At 34.6% G+C, this 22,468-nt stretch carries 21 protein-coding genes; 10 read left to right on the top strand and 11 right to left on the bottom strand.

The annotated features are described in order from the left end of the window. A partial coding sequence (locus HXY53_03330; GenBank protein NWF75598.1) for a PAS domain S-box protein occupies positions 1–1,618 on the top strand: 1,618 nt, incomplete at its 5' end. Here HXY53_03330 and HXY53_03325 read toward each other — a convergent pair. The 8 genes from HXY53_03325 to greA all read right to left on the bottom strand — a co-directional run bounded on the left by HXY53_03325 (position 1,604) and on the right by greA (position 7,491). Next, complete coding sequence (locus HXY53_03325; GenBank protein ID NWF75597.1) at positions 1,604–2,599, bottom strand: ketoacyl-ACP synthase III; 996 nt, start codon at positions 2,597–2,599, stop codon at positions 1,604–1,606. The genes HXY53_03330 and HXY53_03325 overlap by 15 nt on opposite strands. After that, complete coding sequence (gene plsX / locus HXY53_03320; GenBank protein ID NWF75596.1) at positions 2,571–3,599, bottom strand: phosphate acyltransferase PlsX; 1,029 nt, start codon at positions 3,597–3,599, stop codon at positions 2,571–2,573. The genes HXY53_03325 and plsX overlap by 29 nt, the downstream gene beginning before the upstream one ends. Next, positions 3,596–3,784, bottom strand: coding sequence for a 50S ribosomal protein L32 (gene rpmF, locus HXY53_03315; GenBank protein NWF75595.1), 189 nt, complete (start codon positions 3,782–3,784; stop codon positions 3,596–3,598). The genes plsX and rpmF overlap by 4 nt, the downstream gene beginning before the upstream one ends. A gap of 34 nt (positions 3,785–3,818) precedes the next feature. Further along, positions 3,819–4,319, bottom strand: a complete 501-nt coding sequence (locus HXY53_03310) for a DUF177 domain-containing protein (GenBank protein NWF75594.1) — start codon at positions 4,317–4,319, stop codon at positions 3,819–3,821. A 185-nt stretch (positions 4,320–4,504) separates the two neighbouring features. Then, on the bottom strand, positions 4,505–5,308 hold the full coding sequence (locus tag HXY53_03305) for an SAM-dependent chlorinase/fluorinase (GenBank protein NWF75593.1): 804 nt from the start codon (positions 5,306–5,308) through the stop codon (positions 4,505–4,507). Continuing rightward, the gene (locus HXY53_03300; protein ID NWF75592.1) at positions 5,301–6,212 is read right to left on the bottom strand and encodes a dihydroorotate dehydrogenase; all 912 of its coding nucleotides are present in this window, start codon (positions 6,210–6,212) and stop codon (positions 5,301–5,303) included. Before HXY53_03300 ends, HXY53_03305 begins: the two co-directional genes overlap by 8 nt. Before the next feature lie 36 nt (positions 6,213–6,248). Continuing rightward, positions 6,249–7,022 carry a dihydroorotate dehydrogenase electron transfer subunit gene (locus HXY53_03295; GenBank protein NWF75591.1) on the bottom strand — a complete coding sequence of 258 codons (774 nt, stop codon included), beginning with the start codon at positions 7,020–7,022 and terminating at the stop codon, positions 6,249–6,251. Beyond that, on the bottom strand, positions 7,015–7,491 hold the full coding sequence (gene greA / locus HXY53_03290) for a transcription elongation factor GreA (protein NWF75590.1): 477 nt from the start codon (positions 7,489–7,491) through the stop codon (positions 7,015–7,017). The genes HXY53_03295 and greA overlap by 8 nt, the downstream gene beginning before the upstream one ends. A 100-nt stretch (positions 7,492–7,591) precedes the next feature. Here greA and HXY53_03285 point away from each other — a divergent pair, with 100 nt between their 5' ends. After that, the gene (locus HXY53_03285) at positions 7,592–9,280 is read left to right on the top strand and encodes a proline--tRNA ligase (protein NWF75589.1); all 1,689 of its coding nucleotides are present in this window, start codon (positions 7,592–7,594) and stop codon (positions 9,278–9,280) included. A 10-nt stretch (positions 9,281–9,290) separates the two neighbouring features. Further along, complete coding sequence (locus tag HXY53_03280) at positions 9,291–9,851, top strand: LemA family protein (protein ID NWF75588.1); 561 nt, start codon at positions 9,291–9,293, stop codon at positions 9,849–9,851. Here HXY53_03280 and HXY53_03275 read toward each other — a convergent pair. Next, on the bottom strand, positions 9,844–10,659 hold the full coding sequence (locus tag HXY53_03275) for a 50S ribosomal protein L11 methyltransferase (protein ID NWF75587.1): 816 nt from the start codon (positions 10,657–10,659) through the stop codon (positions 9,844–9,846). The genes HXY53_03280 and HXY53_03275 overlap by 8 nt on opposite strands. Positions 10,660–10,908: 249 nt before the next feature. Here HXY53_03275 and HXY53_03270 point away from each other — a divergent pair, with 249 nt between their 5' ends. The 5 genes from HXY53_03270 (at position 10,909) to HXY53_03250 (ending at position 20,384) form a co-directional block, all read left to right on the top strand. Then, a complete protein-coding gene (locus tag HXY53_03270; protein NWF75586.1) occupies positions 10,909–12,165 on the top strand; it encodes a HEAT repeat domain-containing protein in 1,257 nt (418 codons plus the stop codon). Continuing rightward, entirely contained in the window at positions 12,162–13,571 is a 1,410-nt protein-coding gene (locus tag HXY53_03265; protein NWF75585.1) for a glycosyltransferase, read from the top strand. Before HXY53_03270 ends, HXY53_03265 begins: the two co-directional genes overlap by 4 nt. 99 nt (positions 13,572–13,670) lie before the next feature. Continuing rightward, complete coding sequence (locus HXY53_03260; protein NWF75584.1) at positions 13,671–17,651, top strand: tetratricopeptide repeat protein; 3,981 nt, start codon at positions 13,671–13,673, stop codon at positions 17,649–17,651. Between the two features lie 22 nt (positions 17,652–17,673). Next, positions 17,674–19,215 carry a tetratricopeptide repeat protein gene (locus tag HXY53_03255; protein NWF75583.1) on the top strand — a complete coding sequence of 514 codons (1,542 nt, stop codon included), beginning with the start codon at positions 17,674–17,676 and terminating at the stop codon, positions 19,213–19,215. Positions 19,216–19,256: 41 nt separating this feature from the next. Beyond that, positions 19,257–20,384: a hypothetical protein gene (locus tag HXY53_03250; GenBank protein ID NWF75582.1), complete on the top strand. Its 1,128-nt coding sequence runs from the start codon at positions 19,257–19,259 to the stop codon at positions 20,382–20,384. 86 nt (positions 20,385–20,470) lie between these two features. Here the strand turns inward: HXY53_03250 and HXY53_03245 are convergent, their stop codons facing one another. Together HXY53_03245 and HXY53_03240 are read right to left on the bottom strand one after the other, a co-directional pair. Beyond that, complete coding sequence (locus HXY53_03245) at positions 20,471–20,686, bottom strand: hypothetical protein (GenBank protein ID NWF75581.1); 216 nt, start codon at positions 20,684–20,686, stop codon at positions 20,471–20,473. A 40-nt stretch (positions 20,687–20,726) separates the two neighbouring features. Beyond that, positions 20,727–21,086: a peptide chain release factor-like protein gene (locus HXY53_03240; protein ID NWF75580.1), complete on the bottom strand. Its 360-nt coding sequence runs from the start codon at positions 21,084–21,086 to the stop codon at positions 20,727–20,729. 65 nt (positions 21,087–21,151) lie between these two features. On the opposite strand from HXY53_03240, the gene HXY53_03235 reads away from it, so the two are divergent. Together HXY53_03235 and HXY53_03230 are read left to right on the top strand one after the other, a co-directional pair. Next, positions 21,152–21,751 (top strand): MarC family protein, encoded by a 600-nt coding sequence (locus HXY53_03235; GenBank protein NWF75579.1) that lies wholly within the window; start codon positions 21,152–21,154, stop codon positions 21,749–21,751. A 15-nt stretch (positions 21,752–21,766) separates the two neighbouring features. Further along, positions 21,767–22,246, top strand: a complete 480-nt coding sequence (locus HXY53_03230; protein NWF75578.1) for a metallophosphoesterase — start codon at positions 21,767–21,769, stop codon at positions 22,244–22,246. Positions 22,247–22,468 lie beyond the last annotated feature (222 nt).

Here is a 22,468-nt window from a genome sequence, read left to right as displayed (position 1 = left end):
CGAGCTCAGCCTTCAATATGAACTCAATCAAGAAAAACAAAAACTTGAGCAATACTCTTCCCATCTTGAAGAATTGGTAAAGGAACGTACCAAAGAACTTTCTATATCTGAAAAGTGGCACAGGTCAATATTCGATAATGCAACTGATGGTATTATAGTACTTGATAAGAACGGTATAATAGTGAATGTCAATAAAAAGGCGTGTGAACTTCATGGTTTTGAAAGAGATGCTTTGATTGGAGTTAATATTAGTCTCCTCGAAGTTAAAGAAGAAAACCAAACGCTTAATGAACGGCTAACACAAATACTTAATGGAGCTTCGCTTGTTTACGAAACAGAACATTTTAGAAAAGATGGTGAGAAAGTTCTTCTTGAGGTCAGTTCAAACCGAATAGAGATTGAAGGTCAAAAATATATCCAATCTTTTTATAGAGATATAACCGAGAAGAAAAAGATGCAGGAGCAGCTCATGCACTCACAAAAAATGGAATCTGTCGGTGTTCTTGCAGGAGGTATTGCGCACAATTTCAATAACATACTGACTGCTATACTCGGCTATTCAGAATTATTACTCGAATTTAGTGATCTTGATGAAACATCAAAACAGCGAGTTAGAAATATTGAGAGTTCTGCACGAAAAGCAGGAGTAATGGTTTCAAAATTATTGAGTTTTGCAAGAAGAGAACCACATGAAGTATTACCGTTAAACTTGAATGATGTTGTTAATGACTCTGTAAAACTTTTTGAAGGTGTTCTTAACAAAAGAATAGGATTAAAAATAAATCTCAGTAACATCAATCCAATAATTGATGGCGATCCAAACCAGCTTGAGCAGGTTATAATGAATCTTATGGTAAATTCTAAAGATGCCATGCCCGAAGGTGGTCTTATTTCAATAAAAACAAGTGTTTTAGAAGTTGACAAATCAGACATACAAAATACCTTAGCTTATATCAAACCAGGAAAATATGCACTTTTAACTATTTCTGATACAGGCTGTGGAATTCCTAAAGCAATAATTAACAAAATTTTTGATCCATTTTTTACCACAAAAGAAAAAAACAGGGGGACCGGTCTCGGGCTTGCCAGTGTATATGGAATCGTTAAGGATCATCAAGGCTATATTTCTGTCCAGAGCGAATTAGACAAGGGAACGACTTTTGATATTTACCTGCCAATTTCAGAAACATCTGTTATTAAAATTGGAAAACCCGAACCGATATCAGTTGAAGGGAATGAAAATATACTTGTTGTTGATGACGACAGAGATGTTCTCAATTATATTAAAGACATACTTGAAACACACGGTTATAGTGTTATGCCTGCGAATAATTCATTAACAGCAATTGATCTTTTTAAGAATTTTTCAAGTAAAATCTCTCTTGTAATTACTGACATTGTTATGCCCCTCTTGGAAGGTAGTGATCTTGTCAAACATCTTAGAGAAATAAAACCTGATATTAAAATAATTGTAGTCTCAGGTTATAGAGATGAAAAAATAGTAAAAGATACATCAATTATTAATGTTTTCTTAAGAAAACCATTTGAAAGCATTGAGCTTCTCACTTCAGTAAGGCGACTCCTTGATATAGACAAGAGGAAACTACCACTTTATTAATGCTGAAGCCCACGTAAGCCCTCCCCCGAAGGCCTCAAGAACTAAATAATCGCCTTCCTTAACTCTTCCTGATGTTACAGCCTCATCAAGCGCTATTGGGATAGAAGCTGCTGATGTATTACCATATTTATCAAGATTAATTATTACTTTTGAAAGCGGGATTCCCAGTCTGTCAGCAGTTGCCTGTATTATTCTTAGATTTGCCTGGTGAGGGATAAGCAGAGATATCTGTGATGCATCCAGACTATTCTCTTCAAGAATTTTTAAAACAAGATCTTCCAGAGTTCTAACAGCAATCTTAAAAGTCTCGTTACCCTTCATTTTTATATAATGCATTCTTTGATTAACAGTATCGATTGACGCTGGATTAACTGAACCACCACCGGGTATATTTAAAAGTTGCCACATCTTTCCATCAGAAGCAATGTGTGCTGAAAGTATTCCTCTTTCTTCGTAAGTCGGCTCAATAATCACCGCTCCTGCTCCATCACCAAAAATTACACAGGTTGTTCGATCAGTCCAATCAGTAATCTTTGATAATACCTCAGTCCCTACTAAAAGGATTCTCTCATGTTTTCCCGATTTTATAAAACTATCTCCAATATATAGTGCATAGATAAAACCTGAACAGGCTGCATTTATATCGAATCCAGCAGCATTAACTGCATTCAATTTGTCCTGTAAAAAACAGGCTGTTGATGGAAAAGGCATATCACCTGTTACAGTTGCAACAATAATCATATCTATATCTTCTGCTTTTAAACCGGCTCTATCGATAGCGAGCTTTGAAGCCTCATAGGCAAGATCTGAAGCGGACTGATTTTCTTCAGCAATTCTACGCTCTTTTATTCCAGTCCGTTCGGTTATCCATTCATCAGAGGTATCAACCATCTTTTCTAAATCAAAATTTGTTAAAACCTTTTCAGGAAGATATGAGGCTGTGGAGATAATTCTACTTCTTCGGAGTTTTTGTTCCTTCATGACGATACATATCCTTTTCTATTGATGATGATATAATTGCATTTACCTTCTTTTCGGCAAAATCAGCGGCTACCCTTATTGCATTACGAATTGCCTTTGCAGTAGATCTACCATGACTTATAATACAGGTCCCGTTTATTCCTAATAAAGGTGCTCCACCGTATTCATCATAATCTGTTTTCTTCTTAAAATTTTTTAAAGCGGGTTTCATTAAAAGATATCCTATCCTCCCTGCTGTTAGGTTTGCAACTTCTATTTTGATCATTTTAATAAGCGCATCTGCAAGTCCTTCGCTTGTTTTCAATATTACATTCCCTGTAAAGCCATCACAGACAATCACATCGTAATTACCTGTAAAAATATCTTTGCCATCAACATTCCCCACAAAATTAATGTCTGCTTCCTTTAGAAGTTTAAAAGTCTCTTTGATAAGTAAGTTTCCTTTTGTATCTTCTTCTCCTGTACTTATAAGTGCAACCCGAGGATCTGGTCTTCCAAGAATTGTTCTACAATATGTGCTCCCCATAAGTGCAAACTGCAAAAGATTATCCGGTTTACAATGCAAGTTTGCACCTGCATCAATTAGAACAAACGGTGCTTTCAAAGTAGGCATTATTGTTGCAATTGCAGGTCTATCTACAGCATGAGACGTCCCTAATACTAATAGCGCTGTTCCCATGATAACTCCAGAATGTCCTGCACTGACAAATCCATCAGCCTCGCCACTTTTAACTAATTCAATTCCTCTCCTGATTGATGAATCCCTTTTCTTTCTTATGGCAATAGAAGGAGATTCATCCATTTTGACGCTCTGAGAGGCATGTTTTATCGAAATACGATTGTGAGGATATTTTTTGTTCTCAAGTTCCTTATTCAGAATAGATTCATCGCCAACAAGGATAATTTGAATATCTTGATGACTATCAACAGTTTCTATAGCACCTTCAAGATTAACTGCTGGAGCATAATCCCCACCCATCGCATCGAGGGCAATTCTCATACTTCCTTTTCAACAATTTCAAGAACTTTACGGCCTTTATAGGAGCCACAATGAGGACATACTTTAAAAGACAATTTAAGTTCATTACAGTCAGGGCATAGACAGAGATTGGGGAGCTGTCCTTTCCAGTTAGCCCTCCGCTTATCCCTTCTTGAGCGGGTATGTCTGTGTGTTGGATTTGCCAATTTCTTACTCCTTTCAAAAATTAATATTACTTTGTTAACTATTTTCTAAAAAAGTTTTTAGAGATGCTAACCTCGGATCAATATGAAGTGTCTCACATTTACAAATACCAGCATTTAGATCAGTTCCACATTTAATGCAAATACCCTTGCATGTTTCGGAACATAAGGGCTTCATTGGTATATTCAGCATGATTTGTTCATTTATAAGATTCATGATATCAAGCTCTTCTCCAGAATAAAAATCCATATCAAGTTCATCAATCTTAATTTCATGTGTTTCTTCTCCTTTTAACTCTTCAACAGGGTGATAAAACACATCTACATTAATAAATATTCTCATACTAAAATCTTTCAAACACCTGCTGCATTGAAAAATCACATCAGATGTCAAACTACCTTTAATCATTATCTCTGTGCCAACTTTTTCTACCTTAAGCTGAGCACTGACAGGAACAATAATGTTGTTAATCTCTGTATGCTCTTTTAATTCAATTTCTAAACCTTCTACAGGTATATCTGGAATGTATATTTTCATTTTAATAAGTTAATATTAACTTTAAATTATAAAAATTAATATAAAAATCTGTCAATAAATACGAAATTCCTCAAAATACAGATAGAACTCATTCGTCGTATACATTATGCATTAAAATGCATTAAAAACATTGGAGCATTATTTTAAATGTGCATTTTTCGGGTATAACAAGAGTTCGTAGTTTATTACTTTGTAATTGTAACTATAACCTTTTCTCCTACGTTTATATCAAAAATTGTTGAAGCATTTCCTTTATTTACAAATAGTTCAAGAGAGTCAAAGCTGTCTATTAGTGAATAAAGCACATCATCTGTTGCTTCTGAATAATGTGTTTTAAAAGGTGCTTCGATATCTCGAATCATAACCTTCAATTTCTTATCAGGATAATTTCTTGTAAGTTCATTAATATTATTAGCAGAAATATTTGTTATTAAGTTTCCAAAACGATCAATATAAATCACCTCTCCTTCCATGATACGTTCTGATAGCTTTTTAGGAAAAGATGCGGGGATTTTTGCATAGTCACGAATAGGCTCTCCAAAATTATTTATATCAACTCCTTTTGAAAGCCAGGCAGCAACTGGGGCAAAAATATCTCTTCCATGAAATGTAGAACTCAGATCAGGTAGAAAGTAATGTTTTGCAGTAATATGAATAACCGTAAAATGCTTGCTCAGATTATAGATAAAAGAAAAAATTCCGTTATCAGGACCAACAAAATAATGATATTCTGCTGATATTAAAATAGGCCTCCTTTCTGAACCGACCCCTGGGTCTACAACGCCAACATGAATCGTTTTTTGAGGGAATGATTTAAAGCTCTTTTCGATCATAAAAGAAGCTTCCATTATATTTTGTGGAACAACTTCATGAGAAATGTCGACAATTCTTACCAGCGGATTGATTTTTAATATAACTCCTTTCATAATTCCTACGAAAGGATCTTTATAGCCAAAATCGGTCGTCAATGTTATTACTGAACTATACAATATGAACCTTACCTATTATGTCTCTTACATTCTTTAAATGTTTTCTCTCTAAATATTGTTTCAATTCATCAATAATATCTATTGTTACAGTGGGATTTAAAAAATTTCCAGTACCCACCTGCACAGCATGAGCACCGGCAAGCATGAATTCTATTGCATCAGAAAAGTTTGTAATTCCACCTATGCCTATTACAGGAATCTTTACTGCTTTTGATGCCTCCCATACCATCTTAACAGCAATTGGCCTTATTGCAGGCCCTGAAAGTCCACCACTTATATTTGCAAGCTTCGGTTTAAAAGTCTCAATATCAATAGCCATTCCCTGTATTGTATTGATTAATGAAATTGCATCGCTACCATTTTCTTCTGCTACTCTTGCTAATTTTTGAATGCTGGATATACTCGGAGGAAGCTTTGTAATCAAAGTCGAATGTTTAACTGACTTTCTTACCTCTGATATCAATTCTTTCAGCATCCTTCCATCATTCCCGAAAAGCACTCCTCCTTTTTTTACATTCGGACATGAAACGTTCAGTTCTATCCCGTCAAGACCAGCATCATCAAGGCACTGTGCGAGTTTTACATATTCCTGAATAGTTTCACCGAGTATATTGGCTATTATATTTGTATCGAATTTTCTAAGGTACGGGAGCTTCTCTTTCAGAAATCTTTTAAGTCCTATATTCTGAAGGCCAATTGCATTCAACATACCACATGGTGTTTCACATATACGTGGTGGAGGATTTCCTTCTCTTGGCTCCAGAGAAATTCCCTTTACAATAATTGCACCGAGCTTATTCAGATCAATGAATTCAGAATATTCCTCTCCATATCCAAACGTCCCTGATGCTGTTGTAATAGGGTTTTTTAATTTTAAATGGCCTATTTTAACAGATAAATCCACCCGATAATGTCTCTCTAAAATCGTTATCCTTATTTTCTATTCCCATACAATTTCCTCTATCGGGAATACCGGACCTTCTTTGCAAACCCTTTTATATCCATGAATAGTCTTGACCGCACATCCAAGACATGCACCAAATCCACATGCCATATTCTCTTCCAGTGAAACATATCCTCTTAAATCTCTTTTAATGGCTATTTTAGCAATCGCTTCGAGCATCGGTTTAGGACCGCAGGCATAAATAACCGGAGTATCTTTTAATGAAAATTTTTCAGATAAAAATTTTTCCATATTATCTACAACAGTGCCACTTCTACCGAAAGAGCCATCGTCAGTACATAAAATAAGTCGATCTTTTGTTGATTTAGTGTCCTTTAAATCTATAATATCATCTCTGCATTTTGCACCATATAGCAGGCATGCTTTATTAGATAATTTTTGAAACATAGAAAAGACAGATGCTATTCCAGTCCCCCCTGCCACAAAGACTGGCAGTGATTTTTTTTCAGGTAGTGGATATCCATTGCCAAGAGGCCCAACAATATGAATAACCTCACCACGCTTGAGATTTTTCATCTTCAGCGTTCCTTTGCCTCTGACAGTATATAAAAACTGTAGCGTATCACGAATCTTTTTAAAAAAACTGAAAGGCCTTTTTAGAAGAGGGTCGTAAGTATCACCAATCCCCACCATGTAAAATTGTCCTGGTTTTGGATTTATGACAGGTACTAAAGGCTTTATAGTAAGGAGATAATAATTCGTGCTTATACAATAATTTTCTTTTATTAGACCTTTGAAATATTTATTCAAAGTTTATCTCTAATATTTCGTACTCCATTGTTCTTGCAGGTGCCTTGACAGTAACTATATCACCAATTTCTTTATTAAGGAGAGCCCTGCCAATCGGTGAGCTTATTGATATCTTTCCGTTTTTAACATCTGCCTCATCAGGGCCTACAAGCTTATATATTTTTTCTTGATTAGCTAAAGTATCAAAAACTTTTACTTTTGCTCCGAATGCAACCTTTTCCTGTGAGATCTTCGAAGGATCTATAACATCTGCGAGAGCCAACTTTGTCTTTAATTCCTGAATCCGCCCCTCAATGAAGGACTGTCTTTCTTTTGCAGCATGATATTCTGCATTCTCTGACAGGTCGCCATGAGCTCTTGCTTCAGAGATTTCTTTGATGTTATTGGGTCTTTCAATCTTGATAAGTCTTTCAAGCTCTTCTTTAAGCTTCTGGTAACCTTCAGGTGTAATAGGGACTCTTTTTAACACTTTTCTTTCCTCCTCGAATAAATTAATGTAACACTTTTTTAAAAAATTTTTCTATATTAGATATCATTTGATATTTGCAATTTATGAAAGGAGCAATTTCATGCGATTTTCTAAGATGTTCATTCCAACGTTAAGAGAAATTCCTGCTGATGCTATTGCAATAAGCCATATTCTCATGCTCCGTGCCGGATACATCAGACAGCTTGCAGCAGGACTTTATATTTATCTTCCAATCGGTTTAAGGGTTATCGAAAAGATCAACAACATAATCCGCCAGGAAATGAATGCAATTGGTGCTCAAGAAATCATTATGCCTGTATTACACCCTGCTGAAATATGGCAGGAAACAGGAAGGTGGTTTGATATCAAAGAAGAGATGTTCAGGTTAAAAGACAGAACAGGCCGTAACATGTGTCTCGGTATGACACACGAAGAAATAGTGACATGGCTTGCTGCTAAAGAAATCAGATCTTATCGGGACTTGCCGCAAATATGGTATCAGATACAGACTAAACTAAGAGATGAAGCAAGACCAAAGAGTGGAATACTTAGAACAAGAGAATTTCTGATGAAAGATAGTTACAGTTTTGATGCTGATGAAGATGGCCTTGAAAAGAATTATCAACTGCATGCAGAAGCTTATCATAGAATCTTCACAAGATGTGGTCTAAATTTTTATATGGTCGAATCAGATCCAGGAATGATGGGTGGTGCAACATCACATGAATTCATGGCCCCAAGCAATGCTGGAGAAGATGAGGTTGTTCTATGTAATTCATGCGGATATGCAGCAAATGTTGAACTTGCACTTTCAAATCCTGTAAAAATCGAAATCAGGGAATCTGATTTTGAAGAGATTTATACTCCTGATAAGCGAACTGTCGAAGAAGTATCAAATTTTTTAAAACTTGGTCCTGAATATTTTATCAAAAGTATACTTGTAATCAGCAGTAAAGAACCTGTGCTCGCCCTTGTGAGGGGAGATCAAGAATTACATGAGAAAAAACTCATAAAAATTATAGGTGAATACCGACCCGCTCATAAAGATGAGGTTAAAGATATCATTGGCGTCGAAGCCGGCTTTATAGGTCCTATGAATCATAATATCAGAATTATCGCTGATCCATGCTTACAAGAAGGTATATATGTCAGTGGTGCAAATAAGCAACATTACCATACAAAGGGGATAAAGCCAGGCAAACATTTTACTGCCGAATGGTATGATATACACGTTGCAAAGGAAGGAGACTTATGTATAAAATGTAATACTCCATTACGAACTGAATTTGTTATTGAAATCGGTAATATCTTCAAACTGGGGACAAAATATTCTATTCCTCTCAAAGCAATATATCTGGATGAAAAGGGAGAAGAAAGACCGCTTATCATGGGAAGTTATGGGATAGGACCTGCCCGTATTGCTTCAGCAGCAATAGAACAGAATCATGACAAAGATGGTATCATATGGCCCAAAAGCATTGCTCCGTTTGATATTGAAATCTTGCCTCTTAATGTAAAAGATGAGAAGACTATAGAAACTGCTAATAAGATTTATGAAGAACTAACTGGAAAAGGCTTTGATGTTCTTATAGACGATCGGGATGTGAGGGCAGGAGTTAAATTCAAGGATGCAGACTTAATCGGTATACCTGTTCATGTTATAATGGGCGAAAAGAATCTAAAAGAGGGTCTTGTTGAAATAAAAGATAGAAAAACAAAGGATATTGAAAAAATAAAAGCTGAGGATGTTATTCAATTTCTTATGAAATTTGTTAGAATTCAGAACTAAAGGGAGAAAGATGATAGCTCTACTCATAATTAGTGGAATAATTTTGGCTTTAATAGTTATGGTCATCGTAATTTACAACAAGCTAATACGTCTCAAAAATACTGTAAAATCTTCTTGGTCAGATATTGACGTTCAACTTAAAAAAAGATATGACCTTGTCCCAAATCTTGTCGAAACAGTTAAAGGATATGCGACACATGAAAAAACAGTATTTGAAAAAGTTACACAAGCAAGGACTATGGCTATGAGGGCATCATCACCTGTTGAAAAGGCAAAGGCAGAAAATATGTTAATGGATACTTTAAAAAGTCTATTTGCTCTGGCAGAAGCTTATCCCGAACTAAAAGCAAATGTAAATTTTATGCAGCTTCAATCACAGTTAAAAGAACTTGAAGATAATATAGAATATGCAAGACGTTATTATAATGCAGTAGTTAGAGATTTCAATATCCTAATCGAGTCTTTCCCTTCAAATATCATCGCATCTGCATTTTCATTCAAACAGGAAGAATTTTTCGAATTAGAGGAACCTGAAATCGAGAGAAAACCAGTAAAGGTCAGCTTTACTTAGATTTCAAGACTGCTGAAAACCATTCTTCATCACTCAAAATTTTATGTAACTCTAACCCTCTATGGGTAAAAGCAGAGATTACTATTTCTGACTGTTCTTTACTCATACCGCTTATTATTAGCCAACCCTTTGAAGCAAGTCTTTCAATAAGCAACGGGGCAATTTCCTTGAGAAGAGTTCCATATAGATTAGCTATAATGAGGTCATATAATCCTTCAATTTCTGTTACTGAACAATGAATAATTGCAACTCTATCTTCTGCTTTATTTAATCTCACATTTTCGCTTGCCTCTGCTATCGCTTCAGGCAATATCTCTACCGCTTTTATATTGGAAGCACCCAATTTTGAAGCAGCGATTGCAAGGATTCCTGTGCCTGTTCCAGCATCAAGAATATTCTTTATATGATTTTTGCGCATAACTTCAGTCAAGGCTTTCAAACAATAGATTGTACAGGGATGACTGCCGATTCCAAAAGACCTTCCTCTCTGAATAAAAATGGGAATGCCGAAAGGAGGAATATGAGATGCCGGAAAGGGAACTATTATGAATTTTTCAGCAAAAAAAGGCTGTGTCATAAAAGCATTTGGAGGGTTATAATGAATTTTATAGCTTTTTGCCTGTATCTTTAAAAAATAATTTAATCTTTTCAGAAAGTTGTCAGGATATGATGAAAAAATATAAGCTTTGATAAGAAAATCCTCCTTATCTCTTTCCATTGAAATACCGTTAATAAAAGGCCAGAGGTAATTATATACCGACTCTAATAGCGGCAGGGGAAGGAGCAACTGTATTTCATACCATTCCATGCAGTTTACAGGTTGTAGTTTAATGAATCACGTCATTATATATCAATATCATTAGAGCAATTGACTCACAATATAGGCGATTAACCCAAATAATGCATATATTGCTAAAAAATTTCTTTAACTCGATACAACCCCTACGCAGGTAGTATTGATTTTTCATAAATCAATCTTATAATAAAGATAGAGGGGTTAAAGTTAATAAAAAATCGCTAAGATGATAAAATGGCATAATTTATAAAGTTACATTAAATGCAAGATCAACTAAGACTTATACTCCTTTCTATTATTGTATCAATCGTCTTTTTAATATTGGTATTTCTAATCTCTGCTACACTCAGAAGACTAATAAAAAGCTGGAAATATAGAAAATTAGATAAATTAAGAGATTCCTATCACGATAAACTAACAAAAGCCATCGAAAAACAAGAGGTATTCAATAGCATCCAAGAATTCCATTCATCTCCGGGGTCTCTAAAATTCCAGGCAATCGAACACATATTGCTTGATCTGATACAGAAAGATCTGTATAGAGAAGATGTAAAAATACTTTGTAATAAGCTTGGATATGTAACTTATTATGAAAAGAAACTCAAGAGTATGAATAATATTGTTAGGGCGACAGCGATTGATACTCTGGGTAAAATGTTGAGTGAATCTTCAATAGATAAAATTGCAAATATACTTGAAACAAAAAATACCGAAATAATATCTGTTGCTGTAAGAGCTCTCAGCAAAATAGGCACATTAAAAGCATTAGAAATACTACTGCATCACTTACCAAAACTTTATAAGGAATCACTCATTGCTCAGAAAACTATAGAAACATCCCTTACAGCTTTTGGCATTGATGCAATTCCAGTTCTGATTGAACATGGTAAAAACTATGATGACAAAAAAATTAAAGCATCGATTTTAGAAGTACTCAGCACTTTGCCTATTACTGAAAAATCATGTTCATTTGCATTAGACAATATAAAAAATACTAATGCAGAAGTCAGGGCAAAGGCTTTAAAAATTCTGGGCATGGCTTATACAGGTTTTGTTGAATTTGATTACAGTCTATTGTTTCCGTTACTCGACGATCCGGTGTGGTTTGTAAGGTTACAGGCTTCTAAAGCATTCGGGAATTTGAAGTACAAAAAGGCTATTGATATGCTTGGCGGTTTGCTTCTGGATCAAAACTGGCAAGTCAGAAACGCAGCAGCCCTCGCATTAACAAAGTTCGAAGACGATTCTATCAATATTTTCCTAAGGGCACTCAGATATAGAGACGCTTATGCGAAAGAAAGTGTCTGTGAAGAGATTCAGAAAACAAACTTTGTTTCACGTCTTATTGAGAATCTACGCTCAGAAAAAAAGGAGATATACGAAAAATCAAGGGAGATACTTAGCATCATGCACTCACTGAATTTTTCTACGCCACTGAATGAATATTTAAGCAAAGGCCAGGATGAAAAAATTAAATATGAACTTAGTCTTATTATGCGTAAGGGAATAACAGAATGAAAGGTATCCTATTATCTTTAATATTAGGATTTAATTATTTTGTTGGTATATATTATGGAATCGTTAATTCAGTATATTCTGTCCTGTTAACAATTTCACTTTTTGTAATACTCAGATACATAAAACGCATAAAATATTCAGCCATCAGGGACTTCAGTTATTCTCCAGAAACACCTCCTATCTCGATTTTGATACCTGCCCATAATGAAGAAAATGTAATTACACGGATGGTAAAGTCTGCTCTTTCAATGAATTATCCATTCTTTGATGTAATAGTAATCAATGATGATTCTACTGATAATACGCTTTCTAATCTGATAAATACTTTTAACCTCACTAAAATTGATGTGGTATATCGGAATATATTGAAAACTAATCCTGTAAGGGGATTTTATTACAACCCGGCCTTCCCAAAACTCCTGGTTATTGACAAAGAGAAAGGGGGAAAGGCTGATTCACTTAACTGCGGTATTAACGTAAGCAGAAATCCATATTTCTGTTCTGTTGATGCTGATTCTATATTGGAAAAAGATGCTCTTATTAGACTCATGACACCCGTGATGGAAAGCACCACCCCTGTTGTAGCGTGTGGTGGTGTTGTAAGGATATTAAACGGAGTTGAAATAAAAAATGGTGAGATAATAGAAATAAAGCTTCCCAGATGTCATCTCATAATGTTTCAGATAGTTGAATATCTAAGAGCTTTTCTTTTCGGGAGAGTCGGATGGGATGCTGTTAATTCCATTCTCATTCTTTCAGGCACATTTTCTTTATTCAATAAAGCAACAGTTATAGCTGTCGGAGGATATAATAAAAAGCATGTTTCTGAAGATATGGAACTTATCGTTAAACTACATAGATACCATAGAAAACATAAAAAACCATATCGAATAAAGTTTATTTCTGATCCTATATGCTGGTCTGAGGCTCCTGATAATCTTAAAATGCTTGGAAGACAGAGAAGAAGATGGCATGTAGGACTCATGCAGAGTATTATGGAACATAAGGGTATAATTTTTAATCCGAGATATGGCTCATTAGGTCTGCTGATTTTTCCTTATTATTTATTCTTCGAAATGATGGGACCGATTGTTGAATTGGTGGGATACATTGTCGTGCCTTTATCATTTATATTTGGCATTATTAATATAGATTATTTCATTCTTTTTCTTATACTCGCAATATTTTATGGAGTATTTTTATCTACTATAGGTATCTTTTTAGAAGAGATCACTTACAAGAGATATCCAAAATGGAGTGACCTGTTTAAATTACTTTTATTCGGTATACTCGAAAATTTCGGATACAGGCAGATTAATTCATTCTGGCGTTTCCAGGCAATATTTCGCTATATCTTCAGAATCAAAAAGTGGGAGTATGTTGAGAAAAAAGGCCGCGAATGTTAACGATGCGGTATTATGTGTAATATATCTAACAAAACTTTAATTTACTTTATTGTCTTCATTATTCCTTTCATTTTATATGTTTCATCTTCTACCGCGGGATTGTATGAAAATGCTTTAGAAAAATATCGTCAGGAAAAATTTCATGAGGCTATAGAAATATTAACAAAAATAACCTCAAAAAACGCAGGTGATTATAATCTCCTCGGCTGGGCATTTCTGAAAGTAAACGACCCTGATAATGCCATACAAAATTTTCAATTATCAATTTCCCTTAATCCAATAAGCAACGATTCATATTGTGGTTTAGGATACGCATATATACAACAAGAATCATTCACTGATGCCCTTGAGAATTTCCAGAAATATCTTTCACAAAACCCCAAAAATATTGATTGCCTGACAGGACTTGGGTTGACATTTGAGAAACTCAATGACACACAAAAAGCAGCAAAAATCTTCCGTGAAATCGTTGCTATTGATAAACAAAATTTATTTGCACAACAAAAAATTGAGGTGTTGTCGCTGAATGAAAGAAGTAATGAAATAAATAAAGGCTCAAAATTTTTCGCAAAGGGCAATTACTTCTGGGTTAGAGACGATACAGGTAAAATAGCACCGCTTTTCATAAAAGGAGTCAATATTGGGACAGCTCTACCCGGAAAATTTCCTTCGGAATTTCCTGAAGATGAAAATCTTTATCATGAATGGTTCAATCTTATTGGGGAAATGAATGCGAATGTGATTAGAATATATACAATATTACCTCCCCAGTTTTATATTGCTCTAAAAAAATACAATAAAAGCAGAAAAGATAGAGAAAGACTTTACTTGATTCAAGGGATATGGGCAGAACTTCCTGAAAAGTTCAACTTTGATGATACAAATTATCTAAAAGAAATAAATCAGGAGTTACAAAATGCTGTAAATGTTATTCATGGGAATGTCAGCATTCCACACAGATATGGACATGCATTCGGAACATATTTCGCTGATGTATCTGAATATGTCCTTGGCTTTATATTCGGGAGGGAATGGGAGCCATATGCTGTAGCCGAATACAATAACCATGCTCAAGCTAAAAATTATTCTGGAAAATTTTTATCCATAAATAATGGCAACCCTATGGAAGTCTGGTTAACAAAAATGCTCGATTATCTTATAGCATTTGAAACAGATAGTTATCAAACCCAGAGACCTGTGGCTTTTATGAACTGGCCTACTCTCGATCCACTCCATCACATAACTGAAGCCACATACATGGAAGAGGTTCAATTAAGAAAAAAGTTAGGGGAGATAATAGAGGAAAAAGATCATATGAGAATAGCGTATGATGACGATGCAAATGATCTTGATGAAACAAAAATTATTGCACATATGAACTTTGGAGCAGGAATTTTCGCTTCATACCATGTATATCCATATTATCCTGATTTCTTAAGATATGAAAAAAAATATGGTGGAGCATCTATATCGAAAGGTTCAAATTATTATCACAATTATCTTGTTGACCTGAAAAACTATTACAAAAATATACCTCTTCTTATATCAGAGTTTGGTATCCCGACAAGTAGGGGGATTGCACGGTTTCATCCTGAGGGATTAAACCATGGGGGTCATAATGAAGATGAACAAGCAGATATTATAGATAAAATGATTTTCAGTATTAGAGAGTCACAATGCGCTGGTGGTATAATCTTCTCATGGATAGACGAATGGGTCAAAACAAACTGGATGGTAAAGGGAACAGAAGAAAGAGATCAATTCTGGTTTAATGCCCAAGACCCGGAAGAAAGTTACGGCCTGATAGCCCAAATACCCGCAAAAACTGAAATATTAACTGGGAATCCCTCTTCATGGAATAATGCTACCTTGTTGTATAGCAAAAATACAAAAAATCCTGCAAGACCTTTTCATGACGGTTATGATGATGCAAGGAATCTAAAACATGTCCTTGCGGATTACGATGCAGGTTATCTATATTTGAGAATTGATATTGCCGGCCCGATCGATTGGGAAAAAGTCGCTTATCTCATAGGGATTGATACATATGGAGATAAAGAGGGAGACCATAGACTTCCCTTTAATTTAAATCTTGATGTACCAATTGGATGTGAATTTACTATTTTACTTCATGGAAACAATAGCAAAATTCTTATAGATGACAGATATAACAAAGTTGTATATGATCCAAATCTCTTAAGATTGTCAGGAATGAGCGGATATCGAGAAAATAAAAATTTTATACTCATACCAAATGACAATGGTATATTCACTGATATAATTATTACACATAGAAGAAAGTTTTCAAGGGATGGAAATATTTTCCCTGAAAAAATTTATAATGCAAGTATATTAAAACATGGAAATTTAAGGGATGATACCCTCTCTGACTTCTATTACAGTAAAACAAATAATTTTATTGAAATAAGAATCCCATGGAATTTATTGAACTTCTCTGATCCTTCACATTTACAGATAATCTATTCAAAGGGTGAATCAAGAATAACGAAAGGGATAAGGGTCTTTGTTGTATCATACAAACCGCTAAGCAAAGATGATTCAACGGCAGTGGTTTCTAAAAATAACTCAAACTTTACGGATCTTTTACCTGATAATTTTGCAGATATAAAATACTTTAACTGGCAACCGTGGGAAGTTCCAGGATATTTTACAAAACCTAAAAAATCTTACTATCGAGTAAAAGAAATTTACGGAAAAATTGAAACTCACAAACAAACATTACATATCCCTGAAGAGTTCGATTTTAAATCAATAGTCAAAAATCATTATAACTCGCTTGAGGATTTTGTGAAACTAATCGAAGATGAACACTTTGTGAATGGTGATCCTTACGGTCTTGCTTTATCTTATCTTGTGCGTGGACTAACAACAGAAAATTCCTTCTCAATTTTACAGGCAAAATCATTATTTAAACTGCATGAATCTTTAACTTTACAGCAGAGAGAAAAGGAAATCTCCCGCTCTGGTGCAGATTATACAGAAAATATTCTTTTTAGAGGAATCAATACCTCTACAGTTACTGAAATACCTATCAAACCTGTAAGTATTGAAAAGAGACGTCCTATTGATACTATTAATATCAGTAAAATTATTATCGGCAAATCAGCAATAAAATTGAAGAAGAATTCCATTATAAAAACTCAAGTCGACAGAGTAGTAAGAGACTGGCTTTCTGCTTATAATAAAGATACAGCACCATGGGATTTTTTGATCGAAAAAATCGTTCCATGGCATGAAGGAGAAAAAATAAAGGAAATTGTTGACCTTATTGGTGATATTCAAGTATATCCTGTCTGGGGGACTATTGTCAGAAAGATTGGCAGAACATGGTATGCACCTGATGGAGAAGGAAATTACAGATTTATGCTTTCTGATGACAAAGTGTATAATTATCCAACAAATATTATCATCGATGATAGGACAGTCCTTATTAATGATACTCACGGTATTAATGCAATTGCATGGAATTCATTGGATGCTGATCTCGTAATAGGTTGTGGTGATCATGAAGGGAAAATAGACGCTGCTTATTATCTTGCTAATAAAGGAATTAATGTATATATGCCTACCGACAGATATATTGGTAATTTAATAGGAATAAAAACAAAAGGCACAATTATCGGTTCTGCACCTATTAAAAAGCTTAAAGATGGTGTGATTATCGGAGATCAACCAATTGTTATAGATATAAATGAACCTATTGTAGTATCAAACTCCTTCGAAGGATATCCTGTTCAATACTATGATACACCTCTCCGTTATTTCAAAGGTCTTGAAAATTTTTTAGGAAGATCTCTAAAAATATTCAAGGTTGAAATTAAGGAATCAGGGAAGGCGAATTTAATAATTGATGAAGCACGTAAAATTGGGGCAAAAGTGGTCGGCGTCAGGGTTTGGAATAAAGAGGAACATGATGCAGTATATTTATGGTTAAAAGAAGATAAGTCTCGACGGGCAATTTTATTTCACTCTGCTGTATATCCTGAGGGATACAGGCTTTTCTTCGAATTTCCGGAGCAGACTTCATTCGGTGATATAAATATAGACTATGAAAATTGATATTGAATGAGTAGGAGGGAAAATGCAAAAAGTAATTATAGGAATAATTATATTGTTATTTAATGTAAGTATTGCTTTTGCATCTGAAGATCTTGAGATGTTAAAAAAAGATTTGCAAACAGCAAAAGACGAAAAAGAGGCAGCTATCATACATAAAAAGATTGCGGATTCATATATTGCGCATGATGATTATAAGACTGCTGCTGATCATTATGTAATTGCATTAGATTATCTTAGAAAAGATTTATCAATAGATGAGAGATTCAAGATTTCTCAATACCTATCATGGGGAGAAAAAAGAAAAGAATCAATACGGGAATTAAGACTGATCTTAAAAGATGATCCAAACAATATTAAAGCTAAAATACACCTTGCAAGAGTTCTATCATGGTCGGGGAAACTTGATGAAGCTATAAAAGAGGCTGAGGAAGTTTTAAAGGAATATCCTGAAAATCATGAAGCACTTCTTGTTAAAGCAAATGCTCTGAGATGGAGGAATGATTATCGTAATGCTATCCCTCTTTATGAAAAAATCTATGGGAAAGGAGAAGATTTTGACGCCCGTCTGGGACTTTCATATGCTTATCTGTCAGCAGGTGATATTCAATCCGCAAAGGAGAGCGGTAAAGGATTAAAACCTGAATATTCATATCAGGAAAAAGAGTTAAAGGAATTTAATTATACACTTAATAAAACAATCGGTCCAATTATTGATACAAGATACAGCTACTATCACGACTCTGATGACAACATCGTTAACCGTTATACACTCGGATTCGGTTTCTGGTTAGGTAACTGGAAGAATGACTTAATGTATCGTTATACAGATGCAAAAGATAATTTGAGAGATACTAAAGCTCAGGATGTATCATTGAGAACATATTCAAAAATAGCCAAAACAGTCGGTTTAGGAGGAGGTATTGGACTCTCACACGTCAGTAATAATAATGATACAGACTTTTTAACCTGGCATCTCAAAGCTGATTTAAATGTATTTAAGGGCACAATAGGAGGCAGTATTACAAAAGATACATTTACAGATATTGCTGAACTTATAGATAACAATATAAGAGTATTAAACACAACTTTCTTTATCTCCCAGCAACTAATGGATAGGTTATCCATTTATAGCAGTTACAGTTACAGAGACTATTCTGATTCAAATAATGCAAACGACTTTCAATTATCAACGAGTTATGCATTTTTTAAACCAAATCCAACTTTAAACGTTGGGTATCGTTTCCGCTATCTCGATTTTAACAGACAGAGTAGAAATGGCTATTTCGATCCAGACGATTTTATGTCACATCAACTTTTTATATCTATGTATTTCGAAACAAAAAGATTCTATGGTTATTTTGAACCATTCGGGGGACATCAATCCTACAGAAGATATGGAGAAAAAAATGATGATATCATTGGCGGTGGTTATGGCCTTATAGGTATGAATCTTTCAAGAAGAATCTCCCTTGAATTATCAGGAGAAGGTGGTAATTATGCACTCGGCACAGCCGGTGGATGGAACTATTATATGGTCGGATTCAGACTGCTTCTTTACCTTTAATAAGTAATTTTAATTTTGATGAAAAGGGATGGTGAGGGAATATGTCCAATATAAAAAGAAGGTTGATTTTCATTTTTTTATTGATTCTTATTGCTGGTTTAATTCTTTTGCCATTCATACTCTGGCAATTGGAATCGTCAAAACCTGTTGACGGAGTTATTCTTGATAAGACTGTTCCCAAACCTACCTATCGAGAACATAAGGCTCTCACATGGGTTTTAAATAATCTTAAATATATTAATAAACAAACTTTTCAATCATTCAACTATAAGTCGGATTATTATGGATTCTACCCTCTGAACAATTTCAATTATTTAATCAGACCTCTTCCTTCTAATCTAAATAATGTTGATTTTATATATATTGCTGATACTTATGGAGTATACACCGAGGATTTTTATGAAGAAAATTTAAGAGGCGAGAGATCAAGATTAATTTATGGAGGAACTGAACTAAAAGAAACAGAAACTATTGAGGAAGCATTAAAAAATGGGGTTTTACTTATAGGAGAATTTAATACATTTGCAACTCCAACAAATAGAGATGTAGGTTCCAGGCTTGAAAAACTTTTTGGCGTTAGATGGAATGGATGGATTGGTAGATATTTCATTGACCTCGATCGTAATAATAATGAAGTCCCTATATGGATGATAGAGAACTATGAAAAACAATACAGAACACAGTGGAATTTCAAGGGACCTGGTTTTGGCTTTGTAAATATTGATGATACAGTATTTGTTTTGAGACAGGGAGAAGAGGTGGGTGATGAAAATATTAAGGTTATTTTTAACGATCAAGCTCTCAGGGAATTTAAGGTAAGAAATAACGTGCCTTACTACTACTGGTTTGATATCCTTGAACCAATGGAAGGAACAGAAATTCTCGGATATTATAGAATCGATATAACAGATAGAGGCAAAAAAATTATGAATAATTTTGGTTTGAAAGAAATATTCCCTGCAGTTGTTAGAACCCAATCACCATATCATACCTATTACTTTGCAGGAGATTTCTCTGACATTAAAAAAGTGCCATCTTTCTGGCAGGTTTCTTATTATAAATTTATCATGTCTAATTTATCTGCTGACATGAAAGGGGAACAATCGTATTTTTTCTGGAATGTATATTATCCTCTCACAGAGAATATACTTAAAAAAGAGCTGAAGTAACACTGTTAAAATAGCCATCAAATGTTGTCATTCCAGCGAAAGCTGGAATCCAGAAGCATACAATATGAAAAATGCAGAAATATATGCTACCCCTTTTTAAAAATCTTCTGTATCATTTCTGGATATTTACTTTTGAATTCCGGATGCACACTCCCCATAAACAGTTTAAGCCCTTTTATTTCCTGTTTTAAATCCTTGATTTCACTGAGTGCCTTTGATGTAACTTCAAGCTTCTCTGTCAGTGTAATCAGTTCCTGCTCAAGAAGTTTAATTTTTTCCTTTAGCTGTATTTCCTCTTTCAAGAGTTCCTCCTTTATAGGTGATTATACTATAACAAGCCAATTACAAGGTTCCATATTTTATTCGAGCCCTCTTGCTGCTTTTAGCTTTCTGCTTTCTTATCTTTTTCCTCTGAATATCTTCATTTGTAAGCTTATCTGATAATATTTCTATCCTTCTTACAAGCTCACGCCTTGCAAGAAAACGGTTTATTGACTGGCTTCTATCTTTCATGCATTTTATTTCAATACCTGTCGGCACATGTTTTAAATAAACACAGGATGATGTCTTGTTGATTTTCTGTCCACCTCTACCTGAAGAAAGGATGAATTTCTCATTTATATCCTTCTCATGGATACCGAGTGCCTCCATACGTTCTCTTAACCACCTGTTCTTTTCTTTACTTACAGCGAAGTCTGACATTTTATCAATTGCACATTTTTATTTCAAAAATCCGCTTTTATAATTATAATTTTATAATCAGCCCTATGATAGATATTATAAAAATACTGCCCAATACATTTATACCTCTTTTTGTTGCAATAGATGTATTCATTCTTATACCGCTTTTTATATCAATGACAGGTGATATACCAAAACAAGAGAAAAAGGATATTGTTCGTGATTCAATACTTACTGCTTTAATTGTCAGTATTGTTTTTATCGCTCTGGGGGAAGGAATTTTCAAAATACTTGGGATTACAGGGGATGATTTTAAAATCGGAGGAGGACTTGTGCTTCTTGTATTTGCAATTATAGATTTAACACAAAGTATGGAAACAAGAATGAAACCAGATCTCAAGATGGGTGTTGTACCTATCGGTGTTCCTCTAATAGTAGGTCCTGCTGTACTAACCACCCTTTTGGTTCTCGTTGAACATTACGGTATTGCTGCAACTTTAATTTCCCTAATACTGAATTTATTCATTGTATGGATTTCATTGATAAATGCGGATAAAATAATAAAGATATTTGGGAAAGGCGGTATCATCGGCATCTCCAAGGTAATGGCTCTGCTCCTTGCATCTATTGCTGTAATGATGATACGTATTGGTATTGAGAATATCGTCAGATCAAACATTAAATGATAAGGAGAAAATGACATGCTTATAGGAATCATGTCTGACACACATGATAATTTACCTTTGGTAAAAAAAGCTATAGAACTGTTCAACAAAAAACGGGTGGGACATGTAATCCATGCAGGAGATTACACATCACCTTTTACTCTTAAGCTATTCAAAGAACTGCATTGCAAATACACAGGGATATTTGGTAATAATGATGGTGATAAGCTTCTTCTTCTTGATAGAGCAGAAGGAAATATCCACAATCAACCTTATATTTTCAGTCTGAATAACAGGAAAATAGTAATAATGCACGAGCATCATGTTGCCGATGCACTCGCTGACAGCGGTCACTTCGACTTAGTTATCTATGGACATACTCATGTACCTGACGTGCGAAAGGTAAAGAATACACTGATTGTAAATCCAGGTGAAGTCAGCACATGGCTCTACGGGAAGTCGACCGTTGCGCTGGTCGATCTGAACAAGATGGAAGGGGAGATTGTAGAGCTTTAAACTGTTATCCCATCTATCCTCTTTAATCCTGCATCAATCGCCATCTGTACCGCATCGGTATACTCCTGAACCGTAATCCTTCTGTCTTGGAATACTTCTCATATTGCCACACGTAAAAATCTAAACGAAATCTTTCTTGGTTGCCTCATGAAAATTATAAACGAAATTATCTTTCTTTTTTGCATTGTTTTTTGATGTAACCAATCTAATAAGTTTATTTTG

The organism is Nitrospirota bacterium, from assembly GCA_013388455.1.
GTDB lineage: Bacteria > Nitrospirota > Thermodesulfovibrionia > Thermodesulfovibrionales > SM23-35 > JACAFF01.
The sequence above is the reverse complement of the archived record's forward strand: the minus strand, read 5'-3'. Positions and strand labels throughout refer to the sequence as shown.